Source organism: Micromonospora parva (assembly GCF_000718515.1).
GTDB classification, from domain to species: domain Bacteria; phylum Actinomycetota; class Actinomycetes; order Mycobacteriales; family Micromonosporaceae; genus Micromonospora; species Micromonospora parva.
In genome coordinates this window covers 199,437-214,036 of sequence record NZ_JNZS01000015.1, presented here as the reverse complement: position 1 = coordinate 214,036, position 14,600 = coordinate 199,437, and the positions used below count along the sequence as shown (strand labels likewise).

12 protein-coding genes are annotated in these 14,600 nt (G+C 73.6%); 11 read left to right on the top strand and 1 reads right to left on the bottom strand.

The features are described from left to right. Nucleotide 1: 1 nt before the first annotated feature. The 5 genes from murJ to IF22_RS0121835 all read left to right on the top strand — a co-directional run bounded on the left by murJ (nucleotide 2) and on the right by IF22_RS0121835 (nucleotide 7,861). Complete coding sequence (gene murJ, locus IF22_RS0121855; RefSeq protein WP_030334893.1) at nucleotides 2–1,687, top strand: murein biosynthesis integral membrane protein MurJ; 1,686 nt, start codon at nucleotides 2–4, stop codon at nucleotides 1,685–1,687. Next, the gene (locus tag IF22_RS0121850) at nucleotides 1,684–2,853 is read left to right on the top strand and encodes a glycosyltransferase family 4 protein (protein ID WP_030334891.1); all 1,170 of its coding nucleotides are present in this window, start codon (nucleotides 1,684–1,686) and stop codon (nucleotides 2,851–2,853) included. Before murJ ends, IF22_RS0121850 begins: the two co-directional genes overlap by 4 nt. Further along, nucleotides 2,853–5,267, top strand: coding sequence for a hypothetical protein (locus IF22_RS0121845; protein WP_030334888.1), 2,415 nt, complete (start codon nucleotides 2,853–2,855; stop codon nucleotides 5,265–5,267). The genes IF22_RS0121850 and IF22_RS0121845 overlap by 1 nt, the downstream gene beginning before the upstream one ends. A 163-nt stretch (nucleotides 5,268–5,430) precedes the next feature. After that, complete coding sequence (locus IF22_RS0121840; RefSeq protein ID WP_030334886.1) at nucleotides 5,431–7,182, top strand: CTP synthase; 1,752 nt, start codon at nucleotides 5,431–5,433, stop codon at nucleotides 7,180–7,182. 73 nt (nucleotides 7,183–7,255) lie between these two features. Beyond that, entirely contained in the window at nucleotides 7,256–7,861 is a 606-nt protein-coding gene (locus IF22_RS0121835) for an NUDIX domain-containing protein (RefSeq protein WP_030334884.1), read from the top strand. 89 nt (nucleotides 7,862–7,950) lie between these two features. Here IF22_RS0121835 and IF22_RS33955 read toward each other — a convergent pair whose 3' ends face one another. Then, complete coding sequence (locus tag IF22_RS33955) at nucleotides 7,951–8,289, bottom strand: TM2 domain-containing protein (protein WP_051708703.1); 339 nt, start codon at nucleotides 8,287–8,289, stop codon at nucleotides 7,951–7,953. 226 nt (nucleotides 8,290–8,515) lie between these two features. Between IF22_RS33955 and ald the strand changes: the two genes are divergently transcribed. From ald to IF22_RS0121800, 6 genes are all read left to right on the top strand, one after another. Next, the gene (ald, locus tag IF22_RS0121825; RefSeq protein WP_030334880.1) at nucleotides 8,516–9,631 is read left to right on the top strand and encodes an alanine dehydrogenase; all 1,116 of its coding nucleotides are present in this window, start codon (nucleotides 8,516–8,518) and stop codon (nucleotides 9,629–9,631) included. A gap of 34 nt (nucleotides 9,632–9,665) precedes the next feature. After that, nucleotides 9,666–10,664: a site-specific tyrosine recombinase XerD gene (locus IF22_RS0121820; protein ID WP_051708702.1), complete on the top strand. Its 999-nt coding sequence runs from the start codon at nucleotides 9,666–9,668 to the stop codon at nucleotides 10,662–10,664. 179 nt (nucleotides 10,665–10,843) lie between these two features. Then, on the top strand, nucleotides 10,844–11,767 hold the full coding sequence (locus IF22_RS0121815; protein WP_030334877.1) for a ParA family protein: 924 nt from the start codon (nucleotides 10,844–10,846) through the stop codon (nucleotides 11,765–11,767). Nucleotides 11,768–11,808: 41 nt separating this feature from the next. Further along, a complete protein-coding gene (locus IF22_RS33280; RefSeq protein ID WP_081883959.1) occupies nucleotides 11,809–12,828 on the top strand; it encodes a segregation and condensation protein A in 1,020 nt (339 codons plus the stop codon). Beyond that, entirely contained in the window at nucleotides 12,821–13,792 is a 972-nt protein-coding gene (scpB, locus tag IF22_RS0121805) for an SMC-Scp complex subunit ScpB (protein ID WP_030334875.1), read from the top strand. Before IF22_RS33280 ends, scpB begins: the two co-directional genes overlap by 8 nt. Next, complete coding sequence (locus IF22_RS0121800) at nucleotides 13,779–14,549, top strand: pseudouridine synthase (protein ID WP_030334874.1); 771 nt, start codon at nucleotides 13,779–13,781, stop codon at nucleotides 14,547–14,549. The genes scpB and IF22_RS0121800 overlap by 14 nt, the downstream gene beginning before the upstream one ends. Nucleotides 14,550–14,600: the final 51 nt, after the last annotated feature.

Genomic DNA, 14,600 nt, shown 5'->3' with positions numbered 1-14,600 from the left:
CGTGAACAGACCGGCACCCCTCGCCGGCGCCGGCCGGCTGGCCGGGGCAGCCGCGCTCATCGCCGTCCTCACCGTGGCCAGCCGACTCGCCGGCTTCGGCCGTACCGCCGTGTTCACCTGGGTGGTCGAGCAGAGCGACCTCGGCGGCATGTACGTCATCGCGAACACGGTGCCGAACATCGTCTTCGAGATCGTCGCGGGTGGGGCGTTGGCCAGCCTGGTCGTGCCGCTGCTGGCCGGGGCGGTCGCGGCGCAGGACCGGCGGGCGGTGGCGGCGACCACCGGCGCCCTGCTCACCTGGACGGTGAGCCTGCTGGTTCCCCTCGCCGTGCTCGTCGCCGTGTTCGCCGACCCGATCATTTCGCTCATCAGCGAGGGACGATCGGCGGCGGAACTCGCCGCCGGCGCCCGGATGTTGCGCGTGTTCGCCCCGCAGCTGCCGCTGTACGGGATCGGCATCGTGCTCACCGGCGTCCTGCAGGCGCACCGACGTTTCGCCTGGCCGGTCATCGCGCCGTTGCTGTCCAGCCTCACCGTGGTCGTCGTCTACGTGGCCTTCGGCGCCGCCCAGGGGCGGGGGGTGTCGGTCGCCCAGGTCGGCCGCAGTGGCGAACTGCTCCTGTCCGGCGGCACCACGCTGGGCGTGGTGGTGCTGTCGCTCTCGCTGCTGATCCCGCTGCGGGGGCTGCGGCTACGGCCCCGGTTCGGGTACGCCTTCACCGATGACGCCCGGGCGCGGATCGGCGGACTCGCCACGGCCGGCGCGGTGACGGTGGCCGCGCAGCAGGTGGCGCTGCTGGTGGTGCTGAACCGGGTCTCCGGCGGCCCCACCGGCTCCCCGCAGGTGTTCAACCTGGCCCAGGCGATCTACCTGTTGCCGTGGGCGGTGCTCGCCGTGCCGCTGGCGGTGGCGTCGTACCCCACCCTGGCCACCGCCAGCGCCGCCGGTGACGAGGACGGCTACCGGCGGACCCTGTCCAGCGCGGTGCGGGGCGTGCTGCTCTTCAGCTGCCTGGGCGCCGCGGCGTTGATCGGTACCGCGCGGCCGGTCGCTGCCCTCTTCTACCCGGACAATCCGGCGTCCACCGCGGCGGCCATCATCGGATTCGCGCCGGGTCTGCTCGGCTACGGCGTGTTCGCGATCCTGTCCCGCGCGCTGTACGCGCGCGGCGACACCCGGCCGGCGACCGTGGCGATCACACTCGGCTGGCTGGTCGTTCCGGCGGTGGCGCTGCCGTTGACGGCACTGCTCCCCACCGCCGACCGGGTGCTCGCGGTGACGTCGGCGAACTCGGTGGGGATGCTGGTGCTCGGTGCCCTGCTGCTCCTGGCGGTGCTGCGCGGCGCCGGCCGTCGCGCCCTCGCCGGCGCGGGGCGGGCCGGGGCGGCCGGTGGCCTCGGCGGTGTGCTCGCCGGGCTCGCCGGGTGGGGCCTCACCGGTTGGCTCGCCCCGTCGGACGGCGGCACCCCGACGATCGCGGCGGCGTTCGGTCAGGGCATGCTGTCCGGGGTTCTGATTGGGGTTGTGTTCCTCGCCGTGGTCTGGTTCGTCGACCGGCGGGACGTACAGCCACTGCTCGCCGGGGTGCTGCGGCGTCTGGGCCGGCGGGGGCCGTCCGGCGGTGCGCCGACACCGGGCGCGGACGCCGCGGAGCGGGGCGACGGGAAGGAGACGGCGACGCGATGACTGAGCCAGCTCTGCCCACCGGCTGGTCGGGCACCGTCGCGTTGGTGCTCGCGTCGAGCACCGGTGGCGTCGGCCAGCACGTCCGCTCGGTGGCCGGTGGCCTCGTCGCGGGCGGCACCAGCGTGCTGGTCTGCGGGCCCGCGGCGACTCAGGAGCAGTTCGACTTCACCGGTGTCGGTGCGCGTTTCGCGCCGGTGGAGATCCCGGCCAGTCCGACTCCGGCCGACGCCCGGGCGGTGCTCGCCCTGCGTAGGGTGCTCGCCGCCGCCAGCGTCGACGTGGTGCACGCGCACGGCCTGCGGGCCGGGTTGGTCGCCGTGCTGGCCCGCCCCACCGCCCCGCTGGTCGTCACCTGGCACAACGCGGTGCTCGCCGGGGGACTGCGCGGCGGGGTGTCCCGGCTCGTCGAACGGGTGGTGGCCCGGGGCGTGCGGGTGGCGCTCGGCGCTTCCATGGACCTGGTGCGACGGGCCGCCGAGGTGGGCGCCGCGGACGCCCGGCTCGCCCCGGTCGCGGCGCCGACGTTGCCCGCGCCGCGTCGACGCCCGGCGGCGGTACGCGCCGAGTTCGGGGTCCGCCCGGACCAGCCGCTGATCGTCTCGGTCGGTCGACTGCACCCGCAGAAACGCTACGACGTGCTGATCGACGCGGCGGCCCGCTGGCGTACCCGTACCCCGCCGCCGGTCGTGGTGATCGCGGGCAGCGGGCCGGCCTACCTGCCGCTCGCGGCACGGACCTCCGCCGCCCGCGCGCCGGTGACCCTGCTGGGGCACCGTACCGACGTGGCCGACCTGCTCGCCGGCGCGGACCTGGCGGTGGTGACCAGCGACTGGGAGGCGCGGCAGCTCTTCGCCCAGGAGGCGCTGCGCGCCGGTGTTCCGCTGGTGGCCACGGCGGTCGGTGGGCTGCCGGATCTGGTCGGTGACGCCGCCACGCTGGTCCCCGCCGGTGACGTGGACGCTGTCGACGCGGCTGTACGCGCGTTGCTGGACGACCCGGCGGCGCGGGCGGAGTTGAGCCGGCGCGGCGTCGAACGGGCGGCGACGTGGCCGACCGAGGCGGACACCGTCGCCACGCTCGTCGCCCTCTACGCCGAGCTGGCCGGGAGTCCGGGTGGCCCGACGGCCGCCCCGGGCTCCGACGCCCCGAGAACGGAACACCGGTGATGCTGCGCCGAATCGCCCCCGCCCTGTTGACAGTGCTCGTGGTGGCGTTGGGCGTCACCGCGCTCGCCGCCCGCCCACCCCAGGGCACCCCGCAACGCACCGCCGACTTCGTGGTGCTCGCCGGGATCGCCGGGCTGCGCTGGGAGGACGTGGATCCGCAGCGCACCCCGACGTTGTGGCGGATGGCCCAGGACGGGTCGATCGGCTCCCTGTCGGTGCGCTCGGCCCACCGGCCCACCTGCCCGGTGGACGGCTGGCTGACGGTGGGCGCGGGCAGCTTCGCCGCGTGGAACGGCAGCCGGGCGGCCGGTGGTTGCCCGGCGGCGGCGGTGACGGTGGAACAACCGGACGGCATCGGCGCGAACCTGCCCGACCAGGAGAGCGTGGTCCAGTACAACCAGCAGCGGTTGCCCTGGGGGGCGCTGCCCGGCTCGTTGTCGGAGTCGGTGCGGTGTTCCGTCGCGGTGGGCCCGGGCGCGGCAGTGGCCGCCGCCCGACCGTTCGGCCGCGTCGACCGGTACGCGTCGGCGCTGCCGGCCGATCCGCGGCCGCTGCTCGGCTCCTGTGTGCTGAGCATCGTCGACCTCGGCACGGTCGGGGGAGCCGACCCGGCGACCCGCGCCGCTGAGGCCCGCGCGGCGGACGCCGAGCTGGCCCGGGTGCTGGCGGCGCGACCCCCACGGTCGTTGGTGCTGGTCGCCGGGATCTCCGACACCACCCAGCCGTCGCGGCTGCACGTGGCGGTCGCCGACGGGCCGGGCTGGGAGCGGGGGTGGCTCACCTCGGCCAGCACCGGCCGCGACGGGTACCTGCAACTTGTCGACCTCGCGCCGACCGCCCTCGCCGCGTTGGGCCGGCCGATGCCGGAGCGGCTCTTCCTCGGCCGCCCGGCGATCAGCACCGGCGACCGTCCGACCGACCTGGCCGAGGCCATCGCCGCGCCGGCGAACGCCGACCGGGAGGCCGCCGCCCAGCGTGCGGTCTCCGGTGGGTTCTTCGCGCTGCTCGCCGGGGTGCAGGTGCTGCTGGCGCTCGCGATCCTGCCGCTGCTGCGCCGGGCCCGTCCGCATGCCGGCCCGGCCGGTCCGACGCCCGTCTCCGGACGGATCGTGGCGGTGGTCGAGCTGCTGCTGGTCGCCGCGGCGTTGACGGTGCCGGCGGCGCTGCTGGCCGACGCGGTGCCCTGGTGGCGCGGCGAGCACCCCGGGTGGATCTTCGCCGGGGTGACGGCGTTGCTGGTGGCCGCCGGCACCGCGGCGGTGCGGTTCGCCCCCGGGTACGCGAACACCCTCGGGCCGGTCGGCGCGGTGGCCGGCCTCACCACGCTCGTGGTCGGGCTGGACGTGCTCACCGGGGCTCGACTCCAGCTCAACGGCGTGGTCGGCTACTCGGCGTTGCAGGGTGGCCGCTACGCCGGGCTGAGCACCGTGGGGCTGGGGGTGTTCCTCGCCGGCGCGTTGGTCACCGGCGGCTGGCTCGCTCAACGGGTGCACCGGGGTTGGCGGCCAGCGGTGATGGTCGCGGTGGGTGGTCTCGCCGTGGTGGTGGTCGGCAGTCCGTACCTGGGTGCCGACCCGGTCGGCGCGATCGCGCTCACGGCCGGGGTGAGCGTCGCCGCCGTGATCAGCGCCGGCGGCTGGTTGACGATCAGCCGGTTGGCCTGGGCCACCATGGCCGCGCTGGCGGTCGGTATCGGGTTCGCCGTGGTGGACCTGCGGCGTCCGGCGGGGGAGCGGGGCAGCCTGGGCCGGTTCCTCTCCGCGCTCGGCGACGGCACCGGCGGGTTCGCCGTGCACCGGTCCAGCACGGAGAACTTCGAGACGTTGGTCAACAGCCCGCTGACGGTGCTGGCGCTGGCCGGCGGGTTGCTGGTGTGGTTCGCCCTGTTGCAGCCGTGGGGTGGGCTGATGCGGCTGTTCGGCATCTACCCGGCGGTCCGGGCGGCGCTGGCCGGCACTGTGGTCGCCGCGGTGCTCGGTGGGGTGCTCGACGGCGCGGCACTGGATGTGATGGGTGCTGCCGCCGCCCTGGTGGTGCCGATGGCGGCCCTGGCGTCGCTGCGGGTGCTCGGGCACGCCGCGGACCGGACCCGCCCGGCACCGGCCCGTTCCCGGGCCAACGGCGCCGAGGACGAGTCGGGGCCGGGTGGGGTGGGCCCGGTCGACGGGGGCGACGGCCCGACCGGCGGTGGCGGACCCCTGGGTGCCGCGCACCCCGCGCCGATCGGCGACCCGCCGACGGGCACGCCGGCGACCGTCACCCGAGCGGGCTCGGACGCTCCGGGGGAGCACGGTGGGGACGCCGACGACCCGGCCGGGCCGACCGCGAGCGGGTCGACGCCGGACGGCACGCCGCCGGTGCCCGTGCCGCCCCGGCAGGCCTCCCGGTCATCGACGGAGGTTGCCGCGTCCTGAGCGCCGGGCCTCGTCCGGATGTCCCGCAGGTGTCGCAGCCGGGGTGCGGCCTGCGGGTACCCGCCCGGGAGGTGTTACCGTCGAATCCCGTGGATCGCGTGATCACTTTGCTGATCAAGCACGGCGGTCTGCATGACCGCGACAGACGACACGGGAGCAGGCCTTGGCCCCATCAGCACGGACGACCAGGCACATTTTCGTCACCGGGGGCGTCGCCTCCTCGCTGGGTAAGGGCCTCACCGCCTCCAGCCTCGGCAACCTGCTGACCGCGCGCGGGCTGCGCGTGGTGATGCAGAAGCTCGACCCCTACCTGAACGTCGACCCGGGGACGATGAACCCGTTCCAGCACGGTGAGGTCTTCGTCACCGAGGACGGCGCCGAGACCGACCTCGACGTCGGGCACTACGAGCGCTTCCTCGACCGGGCGCTGTCCGGCAAGGCGAACGTCACCACCGGCCAGATCTACTCCGACGTGATCGCCAAGGAGCGCCGCGGCGAGTACCTGGGCGACACCGTCCAGGTCATCCCGCACATCACCAACGAGATCAAGTCCCGGATCGTGGGGATGGGTGACCCGGACGAGGACGGCCAGCTCCCCGATGTGGTGATCACCGAGGTCGGCGGCACCGTCGGCGACATCGAGTCGCTGCCGTTCCTGGAGGCGATCCGCCAGGTCCGCCACGACCTGGGCCGCGACAACTGCTTCTACCTGCACGTCTCGCTGGTGCCGTACCTGGCGCCGTCGGGCGAGCTGAAGACCAAGCCGACCCAGCACTCGGTGGCGCAGCTGCGCAACATCGGTATCCAACCGGACGCGATCGTGCTCCGTTGCGACCGGGAGATCCCGGTGAAGCTCAAGGAGAAGCTGTCGCTGTACTGCGACGTGGACGCCGAGGCGGTCGTCGCCGCCCCGGACGCACCGAGCATCTACGACATTCCGAAGGTGCTGCACCGGGAGGGGCTCGACGCGTACGTGGTGCGCCGGCTCGGCCTGTCCTTCCGGGACGTGGACTGGACCAGCTGGGACGACCTGCTGGAGCGGGTGCACCGCCCCCGGCACACGGTCACCGTCGCGGTGGTCGGCAAGTACGTCGACCTGCCCGACGCGTACCTGTCGGTGAGTGAGGCGATCCGGGCGGCCGGGTTCGGTAACCGGTCGCGGGTGCAGATCAAGTGGGTGCCCAGCGACGAGTGCGTCACCCCGGCCGGCGCGGCGGCGGCTCTGGCCGGCGTGGACGGCATCCTCATCCCGGGCGGCTTCGGCGTCCGCGGCATCGAGGGCAAGATCGGCACCGCCCGGTACGCCCGGGAGGCCGGCATCCCGCTGCTCGGCCTCTGCCTCGGTCTGCAGTGCATGACCATCGAGGTGGCCCGGCACCTGGCCGGTCTGGACGGCGCCAACTCGGTGGAGTTCGACGAGCAGGCGACCCACCCGGTCATCGCCACGATGGCCGACCAGGAGGACATCGTCGCCGGCCGGGGTGACCTGGGCGGCACCATGCGGCTGGGCGCGTACCCGGCGACGCTGACCGAGGGTTCGATCGTCGCCGAGGCGTACGGCAGCACCGAGATCAGCGAGCGGCACCGGCACCGGTACGAGGTGAACAACGCCTACCGGGACGCGCTGACCAAGGCGGGCCTGCACATCTCCGGCACCTCCCCGGACGGCCGGCTGGTCGAGTTCATCGAGCTGGATCGCGGCCTGCACCCGTTCTTCGTGGCCACCCAGGCGCACCCCGAGTTGAAGAGCCGCCCGACCCGCCCGCACCCGCTGTTCGCCTCGTTCGTCAAGGCCGCTGTGGCGTACTCGCAGGCCGACCAGCTGCCGGTGGACCTGGACGCGGCGGCGGAGGCTCCGACGACGCGCAAGGCCGCCCGCAACGGCGCCGCGACGAAGGCGGCGTCCCCGTCATGAGCGGGCGCAGCGAGCGAACCAGCAGGCTCAGCCGGGTGCCGCACGCCGGCGCCGCGCGCAGCGGGGCGGCGGCGTGAGCGGGCTTGAGCACCGCTACGAGGTGCGGTCCCGGCAGGAGCGGTACCAGGGGCGCATCTTCGACGTGGTCACCGACGAGGTGAGCATGCCGGGCGGTGGGACGGCGCTGCGGGACCTGGTCCGGCACGTCGGGGCGGTGGCCGTGGTGGCGCTCGACGACGCCGGCCAGGTGGTGCTGATCCGCCAGTACCGGCACCCGGTCGGGCGGCACCTGTGGGAGCTGCCGGCCGGTCTGATGGACGTCTCCGGCGAGGAGTTGCCGGCGGCGGCGCTGCGGGAGCTGGCCGAGGAGGCCGACCTGACCGCCGGGCGGGTCGACGTGCTGGTCGACCTGCACAGCTCGCCGGGGTTCACCAACGAGATCGTCCGGGTGTTCCTGGCCCGGGACCTCGCCGACGTGCCGGCCGACGAGCGGCACGAGCGCCACGACGAGGAGGCCGACCTCCAGGTCGTCCGGATCGACCTGGACGAGGCGGTCGCCATGGTCCTGGCCGGTGAGGTCACCAACGCCGCCGCCGTGGCCGGGCTGCTGGCCGCCGCCCGCGCCCGGGACACCGGCTTCACGCTGCTGCGTCGGGCGGAAGCGCCGCTGCCACGCTGAGGCGTCCCCCGCCGGTCCAGCCGGCGGGGGAGTACGCGCGAAAGGGGCCCCGCGGTCAGCCGCGGGGCCCCTTGTCGCTGTCCGGTCCGTCAGTCGCGCAGCGGACGACCCTGCGCGTCCGTGCCGCCGTTGACCAGGATGAGGATGCCGTCGATGAGGCCCCAGATGCTGCCGACGCCGCAGGTCACCACGCTCACGACGAGCTGCAGCACGCCGGTCTTGACGTCACCGATGTAGAACCGGCCGGCCCCGAAGAAGCCGAGCAGGATGCCGAGGACGCCCGCGACGATCTTGCTCTTGTCGGAAACGCCCTGGGGGTACCCCGGCTGGGGGTAGCCGGGCTGATAAGGAGGAGTGGTCATGGCGGGACACCTTAGTGATCCACTCGCCGGCTGTCCGCACCGCCACCCGGCAGATGGGACGATAATGGTGGAACACTGTCCTGTCGGCTGAGGTGACGCTCGACCGCTCGATCCGGGCGGTGCCCTGACACTTCGTCAGGACACCCGCGCACCGGATGCCACTGTGCTGGCTCTCGGCGGCGTCGGGCGCGCCTAGACTGCCGCCGCGGGACCGGTGTACCGCGGTGGCAAAGGGGCCGCCGCGGCACCGAGCAGTCGGGGGAGAGCAGCCCCGAAGAGAGGTGTCTGCATCGTGAAGGTCGGAATCCCACGCGAGGTCAAGAACCACGAGTACCGCGTGGCGATCACGCCAGCGGGCGTCAACGAGTTCACCCGCAGCGGCCACCAGGTCTTCGTCGAGTCCGGCGCCGGGGTTGGCTCCAGCATCACCGACGAGGAGTTCGCCGCCGCCGGCGCGAAGATCCTCGCCACCGCCGACGAGGTCTGGGAGACCGCCGAGCTGGTGCTCAAGGTCAAGGAGCCGATCGCCGAGGAGTACCACCGGATGCGTGAGGGGCAGGTGCTCTTCACCTACCTGCACCTGGCCGCCTCCAAGGAGTGCACCGACGCGCTGATCGACCGCAAGGTCACCGGCATCGCGTACGAGACCGTCGAGCTGCCCGACCGGTCGCTGCCGTTGCTCGCCCCGATGTCCGAGGTCGCCGGCCGGCTCGCCCCGCAGGTGGGCGCCTTCTACATGATGCGCACCGGCGGTGGGCGCGGTGTGCTGCCCGGCGGTGTCTCCGGCGTGTACGCGGCCAAGACCGTCGTCATCGGCGCCGGCGTCTCCGGCATGAACGCCGCCGCCATCGCGCTGGGCCTGCAGTCCGAGGTGCTGCTGCTGGACAAGAACGTCGCCCGGCTGCGGCAGGCCGACGCGATCTACCGGGGCCACCTGCAGACCGTCGCGTCCAACGCGTACGAGGTGGAGCGGGCCGTGCTCGACGCCGACCTGGTCATCGGCGCGGTGCTGGTGCCCGGCGCGAAGGCCCCGACGCTGATCTCCAACGAGCTGGTGTCCCGGATGAAGCCGGGCAGCGTGCTCGTCGACATCGCCATCGACCAGGGTGGCTGCTTCGAGGACTCGCGCCCCACCACGCACGCCGACCCGGTCTACAAGGTGCACGAGTCGATCTTCTACTGCGTCGCGAACATGCCCGGCGCGGTGCCGAACACCAGCACCTACGCGCTGACCAACGTCACCCTGCCGTACGCCCTGGAGCTGGCCAACCAGGGCTGGCGTGAGGCGCTGCGCAACGACCCGGCGCTGGCCCTGGGCCTGAACACCCACGCCGGTCAGGTCACCTACGGTCCGGTCGCCGAGGCGCACGGCATGGACGTGCTGCCGCTGGCCGACGCGCTGGCCTGAACGGTGGCGGCCGAGCGGTAGCGAGCCGAGGAGCATGGCACTGACCGACGACTTAGCCGGCGCCGGCGTGAGCACCGCACCCACGCCGGCGCTGCGCCGTGCCGTTCGCGGCTACCTCGACCACCTGACCGTCGAACGTGGCCTCTCCGCGAACACGCTCGCCTCGTACCGGCGGGATCTGGACCGTTATCTCGCCACCCTGGTCGACGCCGGCGTCACCGACCTCGCGTCGGTCGGCGCCGGCCTCGTCGAGACGCACCTGGCGCGGCTGCGGGCCGGCGACGACGCGCACCCGCCCCTCGCTGTCTCCTCCGCCGCCCGCGCCGCCAGCGCGGTCCGCGGCCTGCACCGCTTCGCGCTGCGTGAGGGCCTGACCGGGGCCGATCCGAGCCGCGACGTCCGCCCGCCCACGCCGCCGCGGCGGCTGCCCCGGGCGCTGCCGGTCGACGACGTGGTCCGGCTGCTGGAGACCGCCGGCCCGATCACCGCGACCGGCGACGACGCGCCCCTGGCGCTGCGCGACCGGGCGTTGCTGGAATTTCTGTACGGCACCGGCGCGCGCATCTCCGAGGCGGTCGGCGCCGCCGTGGACGACCTCGACACCGACGAGGGCACGGTGCTGCTGCGCGGCAAGGGCGGCCGGGTACGGCTGGTGCCCATCGGCGGGTACGCCGTCGACGCGGTCCGCGCCTACCTGGTCCGGGCCCGCCCCGGCCTGGCCGCCGTCGGCCGGGGCACCCCGGCGGTGTTCCTCAACGCCCGCGGCGGCGCGCTGTCGCGCCAGGGCGCCTGGGGCATCCTGCGCCGCGCCGCCGACCGGGCCGGGCTGCCCGTCGACGGGCCCGCCGCCGTCTCCCCGCACACCCTGCGCCACTCGTACGCCACCCACCTGCTCGACGGCGGCGCCGACGTCCGCGTGGTCCAGGAACTGCTCGGGCACGCCTCGGTGACCACCACCCAGGTCTACACGTTGGTCACCGTGGAGCGGTTGCGCGAGGTGTACGCCACCGCCCATCCCCGCGCCCGGGGCTGAACCGGTCGCGGTCGGCGCCGACACGCCGGGCCGGTGCCGAACCCCCTGCTGGTCGGTGGCGTACAGTCGGCATCGGCGCGGACCTCCTGGAGCGACACGACCGGGGTGCGCAGCGGCGCCGCGAAGGACGTCGGACGGCTCCGACGCCGGGTGGGTCGTCGGGAGGGGGCAACGAGCACATGGCTGGCAACGGTGACCGTGCCGAGACCTGGACGTCGGAGCTCCGCGAGCAGCAGGCCACGCTCGGCGCGGATCTCGGTCCTGCGGACCCGGCTGCCTACACGATGCGCAAGCCCATCCCCGAGCCGATGCCGACCGACCGGCACGGCCCCGCGCGCATCATCGCGATGGCCAACCAGAAGGGTGGCGTCGGCAAGACGACCACCACCATCAACCTGGGCGCGGCCCTCGCGGAATACGGCCGCAAGGTCCTGCTGGTCGACTTCGACCCGCAGGGCGCCCTCTCGGTGGGCCTGGGCGTCAACCCGCACAACCTCGACCTGTCCGTCTACAACCTGCTCATGCAGGACGACGTGACCGCCGAGGACGTCCTGATCAAGACCGACGTGGCGGGCCTGCACCTGCTGCCGGCCAACATCGACCTCTCCGCCGCCGAGATCCAGCTCGTCAACGAGGTCGCCCGGGAAATGGCCCTGGCCCGGGTCCTGCGCACGGTCCGCAAGGAGTACGACTACATCCTGATCGACTGCCAGCCGTCGCTCGGCCTGCTGGCGATCAACGCGCTGACCGTCGCGCACGGTGTGCTCATCCCGCTCGAATGCGAGTTCTTCAGCCTGCGCGGTGTGGCACTGCTGCTGGACACCATCGACAAGGTGCGCGAGCGGCTCAACTTCGACCTGGAGCTCGAAGGCATCCTCGCCACGATGTACGACAGCCGCACCACGCACTGCCGCCAGGTCCTGCAGCGGGTGGTGGAGGCGTTCGGCGACAAGGTCTACCAGACGGTCATCACCAAGACGGTGAAGTTCCCCGAGTCCACCGTGGCCGGTGCCCCCATCACGACGATGGACCCGGCATCCTCCGGGGCACGTAACTACCGTCAGCTGGCCCGCGAGGTGATCGCCGCCCAGTCGGAGCGGTAGCCGGAACGCCCGGTGCCCGCCTCGTGGACTACGGTCGTCCGGTGACCGCGCCACCCATCGACCCACCCGAGACCGCCACCGCGGCCGTGGTCGACGGTGGGCAGCCCGCCGACCCGGCCGCCACCGGCTTCACGGTGCGGCTGGCCAACTTCACCGGCCCGTTCGACCTGCTGCTGCAACTGATCGGCAAGCACAAGCTCGACGTCACCGAGGTGGCCCTGCACACGGTCACCGACGAGTTCATCGCCTACATCAGGGCGATGGGCGACAACTGGGACCTGGACGAGGCCAGCGAGTTTTTGCTCATCGCCGCGACCCTGCTCGACCTGAAGGCGGCCCGCCTGTTGCCCGCCGCCGAGGTCGAGGACGAGGACGACCTCGCCCTGCTGGAAGCCCGGGACCTGCTCTTCGCCCGACTGTTGCAGTACAAGGCGTACAAGGAGGCGGCGGCCCACATCGCCGAGCTGGAGGCCGTCGGCGGCCGACGGTATCCGCGCGCGGTCAGCCTGGAACCCCGCTACGCCGAGGCGTTGCCCGACCTGGTGCTCGGCATCGGCCCGCAGCGGCTGCTGAAGCTGGCCGTGAAGGCGATGACCCCGAAGCCGGTGCCGGAGGTGTCCATCGCCCACGTGCACATGGTCCGGGTCAGCGTCCGGGAACACGCGGCCATCCTCACCGCGCGACTGCGCCGGGCCGGCACGGCCACCTTCTCGCTGCTCTGCGCCGACTGCGAGGCCACCCTGGAGGTGGTGGCCCGGTTCCTCGCGCTGCTGGAGCTGTACCGGGAGGGCCTGGTGTCGTTCGTGCAGGAGCAGGCCCTGGAGGAGCTGACAGTGCGCTGGACCGGCCCGGCCGACGGCGACACCGAGCTGCACGTCGACGAGTACGCCGGCACCCCGGCGGACGACGCGGAGCCGGCGGGGATTGCGGTTGCGCCGGCGGCGGGTGGGCCCGCGCCGGTGCTGGCCGCGCCTGAGTCGGCGGGCGTTGGGCCCGGGTCGGTGGGGGAGGCCGGCGGGCCGGACGGGACGGAGACGACGGAGGGTGCGCGGGATGAGTGACGAGGAACGCCGGGACTCGCTGGCCGACCAGGCCGCCGCCTGGGTGCCCCCGTGGGCCCGCCCGCGCCCGCCCGCCACTGACGCGCCCGCGCCGCCGGACGAGCCGGCCGCGGACACCGACGAACCCGGAGCGGCACAGCCCCGACCCGAGGTCGAATCCGCCGCCGGTCCCGGCGAGTCGGATGCGGTCGGCTCGGCCCCGGCGCCGGGCGATCCGCATGAGCGCGGCCCCGACGACCCGCGCCCGACTGAGCCAGACCCGGACGGGGCCTCCAACAAGGTGGACCTGACGGCGCCGGACCTCGGCGCGGTGACGGAGGACACGGCGGGGGAGTCGAGCGCGGCGGGGGACGTACCCCGGCGGCAGTCGGCGGGGCGGCGGCGGGCGACGGCCGCGCCGGAGCCCGCGCCCGAGCTGTCCGACGCCGAGCTGCGCGGCGCGTTGGAGGCGATCCTGCTGGTCGTCGACGAGCCGGTCAGCGAGCTGGTGCTGGCCCAGGTGCTGGACCAGCCCGCCGAGCGGGTCGGGCCGATGCTCGACGAGATCGCCGCCGGCTACACCACGGCCGGGCACGGGTTCGAGCTGCGCCGGGCGGCCGGCGGGTGGCGGCTGTACACCCGGCCGGAATACGCTACGTACGTTGAGCGGTTCGTGCTGGACGGGCAGTCCGTGCGGCTGACCCAGGCGGCGCTGGAGACGCTCGCCGTGGTCGCCTACAAGCAGCCGGTGACCCGTTCGCGAATCTCAGCCATCCGGGGTGTGAACTGCGACGGGGTCATCCGTACGCTGGTCACCCGTGGCCTCGTCGAGGAGTGCGGCACCGAACAGGACAGCGGGGCGTTCCTCTACCGGACCACCACGTTGTTCCTGGAGAAGCTCGGGCTGAACACCGTCGACGAGCTGCCGCCCCTCGCACCCTTCCTGCCCGACGACGTAGAAGAGCTTGCTGATGCGACCCGATAACCGTGTCCCCAAACCCGACGCCCCCGTGTTCGAGGGGGCTGAGCGCCTGCAGAAGGTGCTCGCCGCCGCCGGCGTGGGTTCCCGGCGCGCCTGCGAAGACCTGATCTTCCGCCGCCGGGTCACGGTGGACGGGCGGGTCGCCAAGCTCGGCGACAAGGTCGACCCGGCCAAGGCCGTGATCCACGTCGACGGAGAGCGCCTCCAGGTCGACACCCGACTGGTCTACGTGGCGATGAACAAGCCGCGCGGGGTGGTCACCACCATGGCGGACGACAAGGGCCGCAACGAGCTGGCCGACTTCATCGGCAGGCGGCTGGATCAGCGGGTGTACCACGTCGGGCGGCTCGACGCGGACAGCGAGGGCCTGCTGCTGCTCACCAACGACGGCACCCTCGCGCACAAGCTCATGCACCCCTCGTACCAGGTGCTGAAGACCTACCTCGCCGAGGTGGTCGGCCCGATCCCGCGCAACCTGAGCAAGCGGCTCCTCGCGGGCGTCGAGCTGGAGGACGGGCCGGTCACTGTCGACTCGTTCAAGGTGGTCGGCACCCTGGGCAAGAGCGCCCAGGTGGAGCTGAGCCTGCACGAAGGGCGCAAGCACATCGTCCGGCGGTTGATGGACGAGGTCGGGCACCCGGTCACCCGTCTGGTGCGTACCTCCATCGGTCCGATCCGGTTGGGCGACCTGCGCACCGGGCGTCTGCGGCGCCTGACCAACGCGGAGGTCGCGGCCCTGTTCCACGCGGTGGGTGACTGACCCCCGAGTTCGGGGTACGGCAGCCGGTAGGCTCCACCGACGGCCGAGACG